This window comes from Dolichospermum planctonicum (assembly GCF_005402965.1).
Classification (GTDB): Bacteria; Cyanobacteriota; Cyanobacteriia; order Cyanobacteriales; family Nostocaceae; genus Dolichospermum; species Dolichospermum planctonicum.
On the sequence record NZ_BJCF01000003.1, the window covers coordinates 16,656 to 33,743 of the forward strand.

At 37.6% G+C, this 17,088-nt stretch carries 16 protein-coding genes; 4 read left to right on the plus strand and 12 right to left on the minus strand.

Translation table 11 applies throughout. The features are described from left to right. Positions 1–205 precede the first annotated feature (205 nt). Entirely contained in the window at positions 206–3,514 is a 3,309-nt protein-coding gene (gene carB, locus FFO06_RS02105; protein ID WP_137906553.1) for a carbamoyl-phosphate synthase large subunit, read from the minus strand. Positions 3,515–4,055: 541 nt separating this feature from the next. Next, positions 4,056–4,610 carry a DNA starvation/stress protection protein DpsA gene (dpsA, locus tag FFO06_RS02110; protein WP_137906554.1) on the minus strand — a complete coding sequence of 185 codons (555 nt, stop codon included), beginning with the start codon at positions 4,608–4,610 and terminating at the stop codon, positions 4,056–4,058. Positions 4,611–4,959: 349 nt separating this feature from the next. On the opposite strand from dpsA, the gene FFO06_RS02115 reads away from it, so the two are divergent. Further along, the gene (locus FFO06_RS02115) at positions 4,960–5,217 is read left to right on the plus strand and encodes an Asr1405/Asl0597 family protein (protein ID WP_137906555.1); all 258 of its coding nucleotides are present in this window, start codon (positions 4,960–4,962) and stop codon (positions 5,215–5,217) included. 15 nt (positions 5,218–5,232) lie between these two features. Further along, complete coding sequence (locus FFO06_RS02120) at positions 5,233–5,853, plus strand: (2Fe-2S) ferredoxin domain-containing protein (protein ID WP_137906556.1); 621 nt, start codon at positions 5,233–5,235, stop codon at positions 5,851–5,853. 146 nt (positions 5,854–5,999) lie between these two features. Here the strand turns inward: FFO06_RS02120 and FFO06_RS02125 are convergent, their stop codons facing one another. The 10 genes from FFO06_RS02125 to FFO06_RS02170 all read right to left on the minus strand — a co-directional run bounded on the left by FFO06_RS02125 (position 6,000) and on the right by FFO06_RS02170 (position 15,685). Continuing rightward, complete coding sequence (locus tag FFO06_RS02125; RefSeq protein ID WP_137906644.1) at positions 6,000–6,323, minus strand: type II toxin-antitoxin system RelE/ParE family toxin; 324 nt, start codon at positions 6,321–6,323, stop codon at positions 6,000–6,002. 6 nt (positions 6,324–6,329) lie between these two features. Next, positions 6,330–6,653, minus strand: a complete 324-nt coding sequence (locus tag FFO06_RS02130; protein ID WP_228036400.1) for a type II toxin-antitoxin system ParD family antitoxin — start codon at positions 6,651–6,653, stop codon at positions 6,330–6,332. Positions 6,654–6,726: 73 nt separating this feature from the next. Then, positions 6,727–7,278, minus strand: coding sequence for a hypothetical protein (locus FFO06_RS02135; protein WP_137906557.1), 552 nt, complete (start codon positions 7,276–7,278; stop codon positions 6,727–6,729). A gap of 15 nt (positions 7,279–7,293) precedes the next feature. After that, complete coding sequence (locus FFO06_RS02140; RefSeq protein WP_137906558.1) at positions 7,294–7,584, minus strand: HigA family addiction module antitoxin; 291 nt, start codon at positions 7,582–7,584, stop codon at positions 7,294–7,296. 11 nt (positions 7,585–7,595) lie between these two features. After that, positions 7,596–7,877 (minus strand): type II toxin-antitoxin system RelE/ParE family toxin, encoded by a 282-nt coding sequence (locus FFO06_RS02145; protein ID WP_137906559.1) that lies wholly within the window; start codon positions 7,875–7,877, stop codon positions 7,596–7,598. A 97-nt stretch (positions 7,878–7,974) separates the two neighbouring features. Next, complete coding sequence (locus FFO06_RS02150) at positions 7,975–8,739, minus strand: hypothetical protein (RefSeq protein ID WP_137906560.1); 765 nt, start codon at positions 8,737–8,739, stop codon at positions 7,975–7,977. Then, complete coding sequence (locus FFO06_RS02155) at positions 8,739–10,487, minus strand: serine/threonine-protein kinase (RefSeq protein WP_137906561.1); 1,749 nt, start codon at positions 10,485–10,487, stop codon at positions 8,739–8,741. Before FFO06_RS02155 ends, FFO06_RS02150 begins: the two co-directional genes overlap by 1 nt. Before the next feature lie 502 nt (positions 10,488–10,989). Further along, positions 10,990–12,120, minus strand: a complete 1,131-nt coding sequence (locus FFO06_RS02160) for a CO2 hydration protein (protein ID WP_137906562.1) — start codon at positions 12,118–12,120, stop codon at positions 10,990–10,992. Positions 12,121–12,179: 59 nt separating this feature from the next. Beyond that, positions 12,180–13,682 carry an NADH-quinone oxidoreductase subunit M gene (locus tag FFO06_RS02165; RefSeq protein WP_137906563.1) on the minus strand — a complete coding sequence of 501 codons (1,503 nt, stop codon included), beginning with the start codon at positions 13,680–13,682 and terminating at the stop codon, positions 12,180–12,182. A gap of 146 nt (positions 13,683–13,828) precedes the next feature. Beyond that, entirely contained in the window at positions 13,829–15,685 is a 1,857-nt protein-coding gene (locus FFO06_RS02170; RefSeq protein WP_137906564.1) for an NAD(P)H-quinone oxidoreductase subunit F, read from the minus strand. A gap of 641 nt (positions 15,686–16,326) precedes the next feature. On the opposite strand from FFO06_RS02170, the gene FFO06_RS02175 reads away from it, so the two are divergent. After that, positions 16,327–16,635, plus strand: coding sequence for a carbon dioxide-concentrating mechanism protein CcmK (locus tag FFO06_RS02175; RefSeq protein WP_027401081.1), 309 nt, complete (start codon positions 16,327–16,329; stop codon positions 16,633–16,635). Positions 16,636–16,739: 104 nt separating this feature from the next. Continuing rightward, complete coding sequence (locus FFO06_RS02180) at positions 16,740–17,084, plus strand: carbon dioxide-concentrating mechanism protein CcmK (protein ID WP_015080435.1); 345 nt, start codon at positions 16,740–16,742, stop codon at positions 17,082–17,084. Positions 17,085–17,088: the final 4 nt, after the last annotated feature.

Consider the following 17,088-nt stretch of genomic DNA (forward strand, 5'->3'; position numbering starts at 1 on the left):
TGTAACAATTGCTTAATGTTTGTGTTAATGGTCCATGGTTAAGAAAATAGGACTGAGGTAAAGGTAAAATCCGGTTGAAACCTACTTTTTTCCTTCCTGTCCTATCCTTCGACAACACCTGCGCTGAACGCTTCTATTTCTAGAATGTGGTTCATTCTCTCGTCACTGGGGCTTAGGTCTTAAAAAAATAACTGACAATTGACAATTAACTCTTAGGACAGTATTCCTGGATAACTTTGACATCTAAGGTGGTATTTTGCAGAGAACGGATAGCAGCGACTGTAGCCCTAGCGCCAGCAATGGTGGTAATAATGGGGATTTTGTAACCTAAAGCTGTGCGACGAATTAACTTAGAATCTGCATGAGCTTCTTCTCCAGAGGGTGTATTGATAATGAGTTGAATGTTTCCATTTTTGATAGCATCAAGGACATGGGGACGACCTTCATGGAGTTTAAGAATTGATGTCACCTCTAACTCTGCTTTTTGCAGAATTTGGCGTGTACCTTGGGTGGCCATAATTGTAAAGCCTAATTTAATAAACTCTTTAATCACATCTGCGGCTAAAGGTTTATCTCTATCACTCATAGACACAAATACAGTTCCCTGAAGTGGTAGTTTTTCCCCTGCGCCTAATTCGGCTTTAGCAAAAGCGCGGCCGAAATCGCTATCAATGCCCATTACTTCCCCTGTTGAGCGCATTTCTGGACCTAATATGGTATCTGTACCCGGAAATTTACTAAATGGTAAAACGGCTTCTTTAACGGCTATATGTGAGGGAATAACTTCTTTAGTGAATTTCAATTCCTCTAAGGTTTTACCCGACATAACCAAGGATGCGAGTTTGGCTAATTGTACGCCTGTTGCTTTAGATACAAAGGGAACTGTCCGTGATGCTCTGGGGTTAGCCTCCAGAATATACACCTGGGGAGAATAACTATTATTACCAACTATGGCGAACTGAATATTCATTAATCCCACTACGGATAGAGCTTGTGCTAGTTGTACTGTCCATAAACGGATTTGGTTTAGCACTGCTGGAGATAGGGATATAGAAGGTAAGGTACAAGCGGAATCACCTGAGTGAATACCCGCTTGTTCGATATGTTCCATGATGCCACCAATAACAACGTTACCAGTGTGATCGGCGATCGCATCTACATCCACTTCAATGGCATTTTCTAGGAATTTATCAATTAAAATGGGGTGTTCTGGTTCTACTTGAACTGCAAAGGTCATATACCTTTCTAACTCAGTATCAGAATAAACTATTTCCATTGCTCGTCCTCCCAGTACATAACTAGGACGCACCACCACTGGATAGCCAATACGCTTGGCAACAATTAAAGCATCTTCATAACTTCTAGCCATACCATTAGGCGGTTGAGCGATATTTAATTCTTGAAGAATCTTTTCAAACCGTTCTCGGTTTTCCGCCATGTCTATAGAATCAGGTGATGTTCCCCAAATCTGGGGATTTTGGATTTTGGATTTTGGATTTTGGATTTCCCCATTTTGTGAAACATTAGAAATGGCTGCTTGTTGTTGAAGATACTCTTGCAATGGTACAGCCAATTTTAATGGTGTTTGGCCACCAAATTGGACTATTATCCCCAGGGGATTTTCGGCTTCAATGATATTGAGAACGTCTTCTTTTGTTAACGGTTCAAAATAGAGGCGATCGCTGGTATCATAGTCTGTAGAAACCGTTTCTGGGTTAGAATTGACCATAATAGTTTCATACCCGGCATCATGTAAAGAATACGCAGCATGACAACAACAATAATCAAACTCAATCCCTTGTCCAATACGGTTGGGACCACCTCCCAAAATCATCACCTTGGGTTTATCGCTAGGTAATACTTCCGTTTCTTCTTCGTAAGTAGAATAATAGTATGGAGTCAGGGCTTCAAATTCCGCCGCGCAGGTATCAACGGTTTTGTAAACAGGGATAACTTCTAAGTATTTGCGATAGGTGCGAACTTCGTCTTCCTTAGTTTTAGTACAATATGCTATTTGGCGATCGCTAAAGCCATTTCTTTTGACAGCATACATCTGTTCTTTTGTCAACTGCTTTAAGGGAGTGCGTTTGAGAAACTTTTCTATTTCTAGCAGTTCTTGTAACTTATCTAAAAACCAAGGGTCAATGGCTGTTAATTCGTAAATTTCCTCATTACTAATTCCCAATTGCATAGCATGACGTACAGAAAAGATTCTTTCTGGGTTTGGTGTCCGCAACTGGGCGCGAATTTGTTCACCGCTGGGCAATTTTTCGGACTTATCAGCACCCCAACCAGCGCGGCCTGTTTCCAGAGACCGCAAAGCCTTTTGAAAAGATTCATTAAATGTGCGGCCAATGGCCATGGCTTCACCCACTGACTTCATTTGTGTCGTGAGTACCGATTCAGAACCAGGGAATTTTTCAAATGCAAACCGGGGAATTTTTGTGACAACATAGTCAATGGTTGGTTCAAAACAAGCGGGGGTTTTCTTGGTAATATCGTTTTGTAGTTCATTCAACGTATAACCCACCGCTAACTTAGCCGCAATTTTGGCGATAGGAAAACCCGTAGCTTTGGAAGATAAGGCCGAACTTCTAGATACACGGGGATTCATTTCAATTACGACTACATCACCATTTTCGGGATTTACTGCAAACTGGATATTAGAACCACCGGTTTCTACTCCAATTTCCCGGATAATTTTAATGGCCATGTCCCGCAGCCGTTGATATTCCTTATCGGTGAGAGTTTGAGCAGGGGCAACCGTGATAGAATCTCCTGTATGAATCCCCATGGGGTCGAGATTTTCAATAGAACAGATAATAACAACATTATCGGCTAGATCTCGCATTACCTCTAATTCATACTCCTTCCAGCCCAATAAAGACTGGTCAATGAGAATTTGGGAAACCGGACTAGCGTCAATACCCACCTGGGCCATTTCTTCAAATTCTTCTTGATTATAGGCGATACCGCCCCCCGTCCCCCCCATTGTAAAGGCTGGACGGATAATTAGGGGATATGTACCGATTTCTAAAGCGATCGCTTTTGATTCTTCTAAAGTAGAAGCTGTACCGCTGGGACACACTGCTACGCCAATTTTCGCCATGGCCTCGTTAAACAGTTTCCTATCTTCGGCTTTTTCAATGGCTGGTAATTTCGCACCAATTAACTCGACATTGTACTTTTCCAAAACGCCATTTTTTGCCAAAGCCACAGCTAAATTCAACGCAGTTTGTCCACCCATAGTTGGTAACAAAGCATCTGGTCTTTCTTTGGCGATAACTTTTTCCACTATTTCCGGTGTCAGCGGTTCAATATAAGTGCGGTCTGCTGTTTCGGGGTCAGTCATAATTGTCGCTGGGTTGGAATTGACCAGCACTACTTCATAGCCTTCTTCTCGCAAAGCTTTACAGGCTTGAGTTCCAGAATAATCAAATTCACAGGCTTGGCCAATGACAATGGGTCCTGAACCTAACAGGAGAATTTTTTTGAGGTCTTGACGACGGGGCATAGTTTTTACCTTAGATGACAAAAATACAAATCTTGGACTATTTTAAAGGTCTTTACCCCCTATCATGCCATTCATTATCAACTTTTCCGGGTAGCGAACTGCTTGCAGCAGTGCTTCGCTATCACTAACAGAGGAAAGAATTATGGATATGGAGGATTTTTCTGACTAGTTTTCATATTTTTTGTTCACGCAGAGGCGCAAAGACGCAGAGAGGTTAAGTGTTTATTTATTGGTTATAAGTTATAATAATTAAGTTGTTGCTAAATATTTTTATTTGCTTAATTATTCTTTTTGACATAGATTATCAATAATTTATTTTTAGATATATGTGAAATATTTAAGAAATTGCATTTATATTTAAATGGATAAATGACAATATTTTTAATTAGCTTTAATTAGCTAAATATAAAAAATATGCCATTATAAAAAATGGCAGAAAGCATAATTTATACTTTTCTGCCAAAAGGATTAATTTTGTAAAATTCTCAATTACTAAAAATTTTTACCATTTAAGTTTAGTTGAATCGAGATTACGAAAAGTTTAGTTTTCAGCCCGTTGGACAAAACCCAAGGTTAAACTATCTTTGGCTAAGAAGTGAGCTAAATGATAAGCTCTTTCTTCAGTTTTTAAGAGGATTTTTTCGTACAAATACCTTGTACCTCTATCGCCCAAACTCTCAGCCTGTGAAGCTTGACGGCGAATTACACCAATTAATGCTTGTTCGGCTACTAGATCATTTTCTACCATCTTTCGCGCCGAAAATACACCATCTGCTTCTGTTTCAAAACAGCATAATTCAGCTAATTTACTAAAACTTGCTGCTGGTATTCCACCCAAACCATTTAAACGTTCACCGATTTCATGAATGTGATCTTGTACTTCTTTGTAGCTGGAATTGAAAAATTCATGCAGGGAATTAAATTCCGCACCTTCAACTACAAAATGATGTTTTTGATATTGTAGATACAATGCCTGAAAACTAGCTAATACGACATTGAATCCTTCAACAACTGGTGCGGTTACACTGTGATCTAATAATACAGGATTGTCATAAACCTGACCAAAATTGTGTAATATAGTTTGCGTATCAGACATGGTTTTCCTCTCTTTTTAAGAGTTATAGTTTTTAACTGCTTACCTTTAACATCTTAGCATTTTTAAAATAAAAACAAGGCTACTAAATATTAAAAACTTTGACATTACTAGTAATTGCAATCATCAATTTTTGTAATATATCTACCTTTGTAGCTATATATATTGACTTAAATCACAAAATGTGCATATCCACCAATTTAAAAAAGATGAGATTTTTTCTCAAAATTAATGACAATATTTTGCACTTAGTGTATTCTAGAGAAAGAGGCTAAACTCCCACTAAGTTGTAAATTTAGGCTGTGAGTTTCTAGTTTTACTGCAATTTTATGGCATTTTGGGGGCTATCCACTTGAAATCTTCTAGCTCAGAAACAGACAAAAAGCACGTTATTGATATAGATTGGGCAGACCGTTGGCAGGTTTATCAACGCTTACAAGAATTAGATATAATTTGTATTTGTGATACTAACCAGCCTTTAATGGTAGAAGTAAATAACCTCACCGCAGCTATTCAACTCTGGAGTGTAATTAAACAATTTACTGCTTCTCGTCAAGACTTGATTGGGAATCTTGAAAATTGTTGGTGTATTCGTTACCAAAAATTTTAGTTAGATAGGGGAAAAATGAGTATATATACTAATTCACAAGTAACAGAATTTTGTTTTGAGGGCAGATTTTTGGATTTTGTCATCAAGGATGGATATAAGCTAAAAGGCTTGTTATTATGGACTTCCGAAGGTGAATGTTATATAAAATTAGCCAAACATTTACGGAGTGCTTTTGATTTGCGTTTACCTCAAGGGACTTGGTTACAAGTTGTGGGAACAAAACAATACAACGCCAAAAAAGATCAGGTAACATTGGTAGCGGAACGAGTTATGGCTGCAAGTGCTGATATGGGAACAGTTACAGCCCAAAATCTAGCTAAGACGAAACCGGACAAAGTGCAAACAATTCTAGTTTGTCAAAAATCTGATTGTATGAAGCGCGGAGGTAAAGCTTTGTGTCAAGCTTTGGAGTCAGAATTAACAAATCATGGTTTAGAAAATTCAGTCGCTATTAAAGGTACTGGCTGTATGAAAAACTGTAAAGCTGGTCCTAATTTAGTTATGCCTGATAAAACTCGTTATAGTAAAGTTAAAGCTGAACAGGTTGCAGATTTAATAGATAAGCATTTTTCTGGGGAAATTCGGGAGAAAAGGGAGGATTTAATGGTAAATATTCCCACTTTTGTTGAAGTTTAGATCCGTAGGGTGTGTTAGCGACAGCGTAACGCACCCTAAACTTGATTAAAGAAACAATCATTACTTTTAATTATTTATTATCATTAATTCTACGTTACCCTGTTATTGGTTATTGTTGGGTTTCCTTGTGTCAACCCAACCTACGTTCATAATTGTAAATCCTCATCTAATATTGTTCCGATATCTCTTGCACTATGAATAACTCGCAAAATATCAATTTCTGATTCAAAAATGCGATAGAAAATCAGATATTTTCTAAATCCTTTAATTGATTGTTGTCGAAGATCTGTTAAATTAGGATGAGAAAATTGACAGATTTTTCCCATAGCTGGAGTTTTAGCTAATTGTTTAAATGTTGTTTCTGCTGCTATTAAAAAGCGGTCAGAAACATCTAAATTATCTTCTGCTATGTAGGTTGCTAAATCTATCAAGTCACGGATAACTTGAGGTCTTTTTTTAATTTCAAACATCACAAGCTAAATTGCACCTTGACGGTTGTTAATTTTGTCTCTGACTGCTTGACGAATATCTTCCCATTCTTGTGCTGTCATTTCTGTAGCTTCTCCAGAATTTAATCCTTCTAAAAGCATGGTCTGTAGTTGTTCCTTTGCTCTTTGTTTTTGGTCTTGTCGTACTAATTCCCGAAAGTATTCGCTAACACTGCTGTAACCACCTTGTGCTACCAGTTGTTCTACGTAAGCTCGCATGGTGTCAGGTAAGGAAATATTCATACTTTTCATGAGGTGATTTCCGTGAATGTTATTTTCTATATTATGGCAGGTTTTGTCATTTTCTGCCATTACTAGAAAAAACGATTGATCATAGTTGGTGTTGTTGGGTTTCCTTGCGTCAACCCAACCTACAAATATATAGTTAGTTAATTGCAACAGAAGATAGAGTAAGGGATGATAGGAAAATCATTATTTCTTGTATTAATGAATGTTGTTGTAATATCTTAATTTCTTCATCATTGATATTACTAAATATTTTCTCATTGATTGATTTTTCTGTGCCTAAAACTGTCTCTAAAAATTCTTTAGGTTTGCTTTGAGCAAATTTCCATTCTAAATCATTAAATTGACGTTGGGTGATTTTTTCAATTAATGGTTTATTTTGGAGAAATATAATTTCTATTTCAGGAATAGCTAAAGATACTTGAAAAGGGGTTTTAGCCGCAGCACGACGTAATAAATAATTAACTAAATCCCTTTTTTCAAATATTTGAGATTCGTTATCTGTATTAGCATCTAAAATTAAGATTACAGGAATGTGTCTAGTAGCAATTAGAGAACTTGCTAATGATCTTACTTCATACTGACTGTCACCTACTACTATTTTCACATCTTGAATTAAATTTTTAGGCAGTAATTTTTCTAGAATTTCTTGGTTTTTATTACCTTCTAATACTATATAAGATAAAGTCATGATAAAACCTCTGTTTTAATAAGGAATAATTTGATTTAAAATTTCTCCTAAATTTCTTTTTGCTTCCATTATTTCATAAGCGTTTTGCAATCGTAAAAAATAACCATCTGAAAGTCTAAAATAGCGACAGAGACGTAAATCTATATCTGCCGTCATTTTAAGTTTACCTGTAATAATTCCTTGAATAGTAGAATAAGTTAAACCTAAATTAACAGCTAAAGTATTTTCGCTGATGTCTAATTCTTCTAAAAATTCATATTTTAAAATTTCACCAGCATGGGGATTATGTAGTAAGTTGTTTTCCATGTCATTTTCTCCTAATGGTAATCCACTATTTCTATATTATAAGCATTTCCATTTTCCCAAATAAAACAGATCCGCCATTGCTTTGTAATACGGATACTGTATTCTCCTATTCTATCTCCAGAAAGGGCTTCTAAGCGATTTCCAGGGGGGATACGCAAGTCATCTAAATTAGCTGCTGCTTCTAGTTGTCGCAATTTGCGTAATGCTCGTTCTTGGATATCTACTGGTAATTTTCTTGAACTTACCCCCTGCCATATTTTTTCGGTTTCTTTACAACTAAAGGAAACAATCATTACTTTTAATTATTTATTATCATTAATTTTACGTTACGCTGTTATTGATTATTGTTGGGTTTCCTTGCGTCAACCCAACCTACTAAATTACAAAAACCTAATTACCAAGTAATTCTCTTTTACGTCGCTCCTGTTCCTGCTGCTGAACCCTTGCGCGTGTTTCCTGATATTCTTCTACTGCTTTTTGAGATTCATTCTTTAGTGATTCCCTCAATTGAGGAGCTTCATCTTCATCCCCTAAAAGAGAAATCACTTCTCGTCTTTGTGGTTTATCAAGTTTAATAAACCATTTGATAAAAGCTTTTAAAATTACCTCTCTTGAACCTGATACATCATCATGAGCTACAACACAAGAAGGACAAACGTATGGTAAGTAGTATGATCCATGAACAAAAGAGCTATATTTTTGGCCTTGAGAAATATGGTTTTTGCTCCACCTGCATACGCCACCAGAGATATTGTTAGCAATAATACAGTCTAACAACTGCGTCCTAACACCATAAGAACTAAAGGTGCGTGCTAGTTGTCCAACAGCTACAGAACCAGGATATCCAGGTAAGATTTCTCCTGTTGAAGCGAGTTCAGGAAATTTATTCAAAATTAAGGAGTAATGATATCGAGAGTAGATACATACTTCTTTTAAAACATTGTTATGCCCTAAATCATTGTTATTCGACAGAAAGTGATTAATATTCAATAGCATTTGTTGATAGTATTTTTTAGAAAAAACATCCTTCTGACAACTATCAGCCACCTGAGTTAGTATCTTCATATTAACCTGTGCATTACTTCTCATTGGCGTTAACAACAAAGCCGAGCTAGTGACAAATAAAGCAATTAGACCTTTAACTGTGAATTTCATTATTGATTACCCTCTTTGATTACCTGTTCTAATTCATCGGAAGCTTTAGGAATGGGATGTGTATTTTCCCAAGGTTTAGTGACATCAACTACATTATCATGTGAACGTGGTGTATTTTCTTGTTTTTTCCTCACTTTTTGTGGTTTAGTTGGTAATTGTCGTTTCTTTGGAGTTAACACAATTGTTTTTTGTGATTTTCTTCGCAAAGCCTGGTTAGCCTTTTCAGCTTGTATTGCTGCTTGTCTTCTTTGTTTATTTTGCAGTGCTACTTGTTCTTTCTGTTGTGCTAATATGGCTGCTTCAAATTCCCTCTTTCGTCTCTCAGTTTCCAGCTTTTCCTGTGCTTCTTTAGCTGCTTTTTGTTTCCTAATATCCTTTAGTCTTTCTTGTTCGGCTTTAGCGGCTGATTCTAATTTCCTTTGTTTCTCTATAGCGTCTTTTCTCTCTCGTTCAGCTTTTAAAGCAGCTTCACGTTTTTTTATTTTTTCCCTTTTCGCTTTTTCAGCTTGCAAATCTTCAGATGAAATTACATTTACCGGACTTGGCTGAATTTGCGTTTTAGCCTTTGGTGTAGATTCAGAAATAGGAATAATTGGTGATGAATTAGAAATACTAGGACTAACAACAGGTATTTTTTCTTCAGTTACAACTATGTTTTTATTATTAGGTTGATTCAATGCAGCAATAGCAAAATATCCCACACTTAAACCAATCAACCATTTCCACATTTGGCGATTTTTCTGACTTGGTTTAGCCGCAAGTTGTACGGGTTTACCTGGACTAACAGAAACCGTCGGTAAAAAACTACTTTTTGATTGAATATTGGTGGTATTTCCGAAAATTTGCGGTTGATTTAAAGCCTTTTCAATTTTCTGCAATCTCTGGAAAATAACTCTCGTATTTTCAGGACGCTGATTTGCAGTAGGAGCAATTAAATTATCAATTAAATCTGCTAAAAGCGGAGAAATATTAACTGCATATTTTCGCCAATGTAACTCATTAGTCAGAGGATCATAAATAGCTTTATCCTGGGGTTCTTTACCTGTGAGCAAAAATATAAAAGTCCGTCCTAAAGCAAAAAAATCTGACTGTTGTACAGAATAACCGTTTTGTTGTTCTGGTGGTGAATAACCTTGAGAAATAATTCTCGTATGGGAATTTCTCGCTAAAATTGTGGTGGTGATTTGTCGCACTGCACCAAAATCAATTAAGACAAGTTGCCCACTTGGTCGCAGCATGATATTTTGAGGTTTAATATCACGATGAAAATATTTTTGAGCGTGGACTAAAGCCAGAATTTCTACTATTTGTTTGAGCCAATTGAGAGCTTCTTTTTCAGCAATAGGTTGATATTTACGAAATTCCATCCATTGCTCTAAATTTACTCCTGCAATTTTCTCCATTACTAAACAATGCAATGGTACAGAGCTATTTTTAGGTAAAACCGTAAAATAACCATCTGCTTCGACTTTGGGAATACCCACACTGTTTAACTGACTCAAAACCTTGGCTTCTTGTTGAAACAATTCCACCGCTTTTGAGTTATTTTCAGTCAGCACTTTTAAAACTTTGGTTTCTCCACCGTCGTCAATTTCAAAGGTGTTCCCAAAACCACCTTGTCCTAGTTGTTTGAGTACCCGATAACGATTTTGCAGCAGTAATTGTGACCCACAGTTACGACAAATAGGATTATTTGCATTTGCTAGGTCAATGGGTTTGGGACAGTGCGGGTTGATACAATAGCTCATGACGCAAAAACCAGTCTTATCAATAAGTGACTGTTATTCAGATCCAATCTGGAATTTACAGCGAGTTCAGTTTGAGTGAGGTACACCTTACCTTGTGCGGGCATCTTGCCCGCACCACAAGAGTTTTATTATTAATATCTGTACTTCATAAACGGATAACTGCTGTAAGAATCCAAGCTGGTAATAATACTTCTAAAGACAATATTAGTATGATAACTCATACTACGTATTTGTGGCAACTGCTGATGTTATAGCAATTTGAGTCTTGAAGGGGTTTTTAACTAACCACTCCAGACACAGACAACAACCAGAAGAGTCATCTATAACTAACTCCCAATTAGTCTTGTTTTATTTAATGGTATTTAAAATTGCTTATGCAGTGAAGATAGTTCTTCCTCGTCTGTACTATGATAACACAGTCCTAGCTTCGTGTCAAGAGATTTCTTTCTTTTAAATCCGCAAAAATTATTTTTTGGCAATATGATAGGGTAGTTATATTAGCCTATTTATTGACTTCTAATAACCGGGAGTTTTCTAATCTTGACAGCCACTTTTCTAAATAAACTTGAATGGCTTTTTTCTCAGATGGATCTTGAGTATCTAATGGATAAGGTAAAAGTCCTAAAATTGCGGCCGTGGTGACGCAAAACATGGATTTTTGGAAACTCATACAAATTTGTACTCGTAAATCATCTTCACTCCTGAGACTGCGACGATAAATACTATGTAAATATTCTGGCAAATAATGACGCATATCCTGCATTAATAAAGTTGGGGGAATCCCCGCACCACCAATAGGTAAAGGATCGGCGTATAATGCACCATATTGGAATCGAGATTGATCTGGAGGAACTTGATATGCTTGGGCGTTTAAAGAAACTGTTCCTAAAAATGGTGTTCCTCTAAAAAATACTGCTTCTACATAGGGAATTGCGGTATCTGCAAGGAAGGTTAAACCAACTGATTTAGGAATAATATCATAGACTTTACCACCAATTTTGACGCTGTATGTAATTGGTTTAATTGCATCTGCAACTAAAGCCAGTTTAATATGTTCTACAACTTGGGGAATAGATTTAATTTCGCCGTTGTCATAGCGGTCTGATAAATTCAGAAACATATCAGCCATAACTCGCCAAAATTGACCTAAACCAGTGTAATAAGCTGAAACTCGTAACTGTTCTGTTAAAAATTCAGGAAATAGTTGATTTAATCCCAACAGCAGGGGATTATATTTAAATTTAGCAGCAATAACGGTTTTTGCTCTATCTTGAAACTCCTGAGTATCTAAGTATTTGTCTAAACCGCCACCACCATGCCACATCATGGTTTTCATGCAATATTCAGCATATTCAAAATTAATCCGATCATGCCATAAATGACGGATTAATTTAGCAAAAGAAACATCACCATCAAAATATTTAAAGAAGGGAAAAAACACTAAAAATTGATGTTCAGCGATGTAAATGAGGTTTTTAGAATAGGCATCTAAAACTATACCATAACTTTTGAGAATGCCAACAACTTCTAAAACGTTTTCGGGGCTATCTTTGAGTAATGCACCACCATTTTGTAAGCGTTCAAGATACTCAGATAGGGGGTTGTAAGCGGGCTTTTTTTCAGTTTTTACCATACTATTTCTCCTGTAATTGAATTAGAACTCAAAAGTTAAAAGGCTGAATAATACGACTTTTAACTATTTTGAATAGCTATTTTATGCTCACTGTTGTGTACTAGATTACTGGTGTTTACCATGGTGGTAATTGTGGTTTCGGTGTAATGTGCCAGCCAGGTGGGTTGAATGCCGAAAATGAGGATAAATACAGCTAAAATAATAGCAGGAAGGCGATCGCTCCAGTAAACACGAGGTAGGTTGTAAAGTTCCTCTGATAACCGTCCAAAAAAGGCACGATTGACAAGATTTAAGAAATAAACGGCAGTTAAACCATTTCCTAACATTCCCAACAATGTTTGGACCGGGAAAACTGCAAAACTGCTGCGAAAAACGATAAATTCGGCAATAAATCCCACCATTCCGGGTATACCTGCACTAGCCATGACTCCCATAATCATTAAACTACCAATCAGGGGTAAACCGCGTTCTGGATTGAGTAGTCCCCGAACCACGTTTAAATCTCGGCTACCAGTTTTTTTATAGACAACTCCTACTAACAGGAATAACATAGCGGATATTAATCCGTGACTAATCATTTGCATAACTGCCCCTAATACGCTTAGAGGAGTAGATGCGGCGGCGGCTAACAAGACATAGCCCATGTGTCCGATAGAACTATAAGCCACCATTTTTTTCATATCTGTTTGCGCTATAGCACAAGAAGCTCCAAATAAAACACTAATTACTGCCCATGTAGCTAACCAAGGGGCTAAATAAGCCCAAGCATCTGGTAACAAATTCATGCCAAATCGCAGTAGGCCATAGGTCCCTAACTTCAGTAGTATTCCAGCCAAGAGAACAGATATGGGTGTAGAAGCTTCAACGTGGGCATCTGGTAGCCAAGTATGGAAGGGAAAGAGGGGGATTTTAATGCCAAAACCGACCAAAATGCCTACAAGGAGTAAAATTTGAGTAGCTAAGGGCAGATTTTGAGTATTTAAGGTCAAGAGTGCAAAACTGGAAGAACCACTTAACCAAACTATACCCAGGAAACTAGCTAAAATGACGATTCCCGAAAAAGCGGTATAAATGAGAAATTTTGTGGCTGCATAACCTCGTCTTGCACCTCCCCAAATGGCAATTAGCAAATACAGGGGTATTAATTCCAACTCATAGAACAGGAAAAATAATAATAAATCCTGTGCTAAAAATGCTCCAATTACCCCAGTGGTTAAGAGAAAAATTAAGGAATAGTAAAATCTAGGACGTTGTTGAGATTCATCACTACTATAAATAGCAATACAAGTTAATAGTCCATTCAGAAGTAATAACGGCAGGGATAAACCATCTATACCCAGATTGTAATTTAAGCCAATGGCATCTACCCAAGGTAGGGATTCTGCAAATTGTTGAGTAATGTCTCTGGGGTTAAACTGAATGGCTATGAAAATACTCCATAGAAAAATAACAACGCTAAAAACTAAAGCTATAATTCGGGCTAGTTTACCAGAGATGGTAGAAGGATAAAAACCAATGAAAGCCGCAGCAATTAACGGCAGTAAAATCAATGTACTGAGCATAGTTGACAGTTGACAGTTGACAGTTGACAGTTGACAGTTGACAGTTGACAGTTGACAGTTGACAGTTGACAGTTGACAGTTGACAGTTGACAGTTGACAGTTGACAGTTGACAGTTGACAGTTGACAGTTGACTGTTCCCTGTTTCCTAAAAAGGCAACTTATCGAATAAACCCAACGAAAAACTAATGAAAAAACCCAGGATGCTAATAACGAAGATAATTGTCAGCATATAGCCTTGGGATTGACCAGAAATGCTGTATTTCAAACTTTGTCCGCTAAAAATTGCCGCAAAGCCGACTAAGTTGACTAAACCATCTACCAAAAAGCGATCGCTCCACGCGGATATCTTGGATAACAGCGCTACAGCACTTACAATCGTTAAGCGGTAAATGCGGTCTATGTAAAAATCATAGCCTAATAAGTCTTGCAAAAATCTCCAGATTAAAATTCTGGATCTTGACCAAGCTTTGTGAAGATGAATGGTAGCGCCAAGAGTTACTCCAGCCAGAGTGGAAGCGAATAGAGAACCAACTATATACCCATCTAAACTTTCCCAGCTAGGTAATAAATACCATTGTTGTAACATTAATGGTAACAATAATGTTAGTATAGTTAAAGTCACCATTGGTAATGCCATTGGCCAGGCGACTTCTGGGGCGCGGTGGGTTTTTGGTTGAGATTTTCCCCAGAAAATTAACCGGAATACCCTAGTTAAATTCAAAGCTGTGAGGCCATTAACTAAGATTAAAACCACAATTACCCAGGGGCTAACTCTGACCAGTCCATCAGCCCATGCTAACATTGCCCAGAAACTGCCTAATGGTAGTAGTGTCACCATACCTGCTGAACCGACAACAAAGGCTGTGGTTGTAGCTGGCATTTTTGACCATAAACCCCCCATTTCTGTTAAGTCTTGGGTTTGGGTGGTATAGATAACTGAACCAGAACTCATGAATAATAGGGCTTTGGCTACAGCATGACTGAGGAGTAACATTAAGGCTACTCCGCCTTGTTCTAAACCCACCGCCAAAAACACCAATCCCATATAGGCACTAGTAGAATGGGATAGCGCTCGCTTAATATCAATTTGGGCGATAGATACCAATGTTGCGCCCACTGCTGTCATTATTCCCACCACCACTAAAGTATCCAAAGCAATAGGGGATAAAGATAATAATGGTTGAATCTTGTAGAGAATATAAGCGCCTCCACCTACCACCAAAGAGTTTCGCATCACCGAAGCTGGGTTTGGACCTTCCATAGCTTCATCTAACCACAGATGCAGTGGGAATTGGGCGCACTTACCAGCAGGACCGGCAATTAAACCCAAGCCGAGTAAAGTGGATGTAACTGGGTTTAAATCAGCAGTTTGCGCCCATTCATACAAATCCGAAAAATTTAAGCTACCAGCCAGAGTAGAAAGGGTGACAACGGACATTAATAGTAATAGGTCGCCTACCCGTTTCGTCAAAAAGGCATCTCGTGCTGCTGTAACTACCAAAGGTTGAGCATACCAAAATCCTACGAGTAAATAGGTGGAAAGAGTGAGAACCTCCAGCAAAGCATAACTGAGAAAGAGGGAATCACTAATTGCTAAACCAATCAAAGCGGCTTCAAAAAATCCTAATAGACCAAAAAATCGGGCTAAAGACCAGTCTTTTTCCATGTAGCCTAGGGCATAAATTTGTGCTAATAGACTTAGTGCGGTAATTAAAACAGTTGCTCCCACACTGACCACAGAAATTTCTAAAGCGAAGGATAATTGGAAATCAGCAGCTTGAAACCAAGTTATTAGTAGATGTACTGGCTCTCGATTCCAAACATCTTTAAATACTAATAGACTGTGAATAAAACCTAAGATGGTAGTCAGCAAGTTCAAGTATACAGCAGGTCTAGGTCCTGTGCGTTGGATAATTCCTATACTCCAAGGCAAAGTTAAAATTGCCCCTAGTAAACTATAAAGAGGGACGAACCAACTTGTTAAAAATAGAAATTCATTCATTTAAAATCTTCCTTGACAACTGAGTTTCCATTCTCTTAAACAGCCTTTAAATAATCCTTTGCTCAAAAACAAAATTTTCCGAGAAAATCTATGTTTTCTTAATTTTTTTAGCTAAATATCTTAGGCATATTTGCTTGAAAATAGCCTTTGATCGAGTCATTAAATAATGCTGTCATATTTTAGATATTCTCTGATTAAAGAACATTTTTCCCTTGCTGCTGTTTTAAATTAGTTTTTCATGTACATTTGTAAAATTGGCGAATTTTCACCCAGTATTTATAAAAATAGCCAAGTAAAATATCTAGCCAATAGCCCATCTATCACATACCTAGCCTATGCCAGTCCTCCTTATCAAAGAATTAGCTTAGGCTGTAAACTGTAGTGGTTCTAAAAGTGATAAAGAAATTATAAAGCATAAGCTGTCACTCTAGGGATCAGTGAATTTGAAGACCACAAAGGACAGTATAAAGTTTTGTTAAGTTTTTTAAATATATTTTATGACAAACTATTATAGTAATTTATGTTGCCAAGGATGCCAAGGTTTCATAAGCTTAAATATGGCGGTATTTTGGAAAGTGAGCATCCCCGGCCAAAATTTCCACCGCTAGTTCTAAAACGATTAATTTTTGAGGAGTTCTGCGATGCCAATTGCAGTTGGAATGATTGAAACTAAAGGCTTTCCCGCAGTAGTAGAAGCTGCTGATGCCATGGTAAAAGCTGCCCGTGTGACCTTAGTAGGATATGAAAAAATTGGCAGCGCTCGCGTTACAGTGATTGTGAGGGGAGATGTTTCTGAGGTGCAAGCTTCAGTTGCGGCTGGTATTGAAGCAGCCAAAAGAGTCAACGGTGGTGAAGTAGTGTCTACACACATCATTGCCCGTCCCCACGAGAACTTAGAATACGTCTTGCCAATTCGTTATACAGAAGCAGTAGAACAGTTTCGCGCTTAGTCTAGTTGTGGAAAGGCTGACCATTTAAACGAAAATCATTAACGAGACTGGTGGTTTGAAATTAAATCTGGATACAGGTAAAAATTTAATTTAAGGACAAAAAAATGTCAATTGCAGTAGGAATGGTAGAAACATTAGGCTTTCCCGCAGTAGTAGAAGCTGCTGATGCGATGGTAAAAGCTGCGCGTGTTACTTTGGTAGGATATGAAAAGATCGGTAGTGGTCGGGTGACAGTTATCGTCCGTGGTGACGTTTCCGAAGTTCAAGCTTCAGTAGGTGCTGGGGTAGAATCAGTGAAGCGTGTTAACGGTGGACAAGTGCTATCTACACACATCATTGCGCGTCCTCACGAAAACTTAGAATATGTCCTCCCAATTCGGTATACAGAAGATGTAGAACAATTCCGGGAAGGTGTGAACACAATTCGCCCTTTCGGTAGAAGACCATAATTAA

What these genes read in the sequence shown, in the direction of transcription:
- carB (WP_137906553.1), bottom strand. Translation starts at nt 3,514, where the DNA reads ATGCCCCGTCGTCAAGACCTCAAAAAAATTCTCCTGTTAGGTTCAGGA.
- dpsA (WP_137906554.1), bottom strand. Translation starts at nt 4,610, where the DNA reads ATGTCTGATACGCAAACTATATTACACAATTTTGGTCAGGTTTATGAC.
- FFO06_RS02120 (WP_137906556.1), top strand. Translation starts at nt 5,233, where the DNA reads ATGAGTATATATACTAATTCACAAGTAACAGAATTTTGTTTTGAGGGC.
- FFO06_RS02125 (WP_137906644.1), bottom strand. Translation starts at nt 6,323, where the DNA reads ATGTTTGAAATTAAAAAAAGACCTCAAGTTATCCGTGACTTGATAGAT.
- FFO06_RS02130 (WP_228036400.1), bottom strand. Translation starts at nt 6,653, where the DNA reads ATGGCAGAAAATGACAAAACCTGCCATAATATAGAAAATAACATTCAC.
- FFO06_RS02135 (WP_137906557.1), bottom strand. Translation starts at nt 7,278, where the DNA reads ATGACTTTATCTTATATAGTATTAGAAGGTAATAAAAACCAAGAAATT.
- FFO06_RS02140 (WP_137906558.1), bottom strand. Translation starts at nt 7,584, where the DNA reads ATGGAAAACAACTTACTACATAATCCCCATGCTGGTGAAATTTTAAAA.
- FFO06_RS02145 (WP_137906559.1), bottom strand. Translation starts at nt 7,877, where the DNA reads ATGATTGTTTCCTTTAGTTGTAAAGAAACCGAAAAAATATGGCAGGGG.
- FFO06_RS02150 (WP_137906560.1), bottom strand. Translation starts at nt 8,739, where the DNA reads ATGAAATTCACAGTTAAAGGTCTAATTGCTTTATTTGTCACTAGCTCG.
- FFO06_RS02155 (WP_137906561.1), bottom strand. Translation starts at nt 10,487, where the DNA reads ATGAGCTATTGTATCAACCCGCACTGTCCCAAACCCATTGACCTAGCA.
- FFO06_RS02160 (WP_137906562.1), bottom strand. Translation starts at nt 12,120, where the DNA reads ATGGTAAAAACTGAAAAAAAGCCCGCTTACAACCCCCTATCTGAGTAT.
- FFO06_RS02165 (WP_137906563.1), bottom strand. Translation starts at nt 13,682, where the DNA reads ATGCTCAGTACATTGATTTTACTGCCGTTAATTGCTGCGGCTTTCATT.
- FFO06_RS02170 (WP_137906564.1), bottom strand. Translation starts at nt 15,685, where the DNA reads ATGAATGAATTTCTATTTTTAACAAGTTGGTTCGTCCCTCTTTATAGT.
- FFO06_RS02175 (WP_027401081.1), top strand. Translation starts at nt 16,327, where the DNA reads ATGCCAATTGCAGTTGGAATGATTGAAACTAAAGGCTTTCCCGCAGTA.
- FFO06_RS02180 (WP_015080435.1), top strand. Translation starts at nt 16,740, where the DNA reads ATGTCAATTGCAGTAGGAATGGTAGAAACATTAGGCTTTCCCGCAGTA.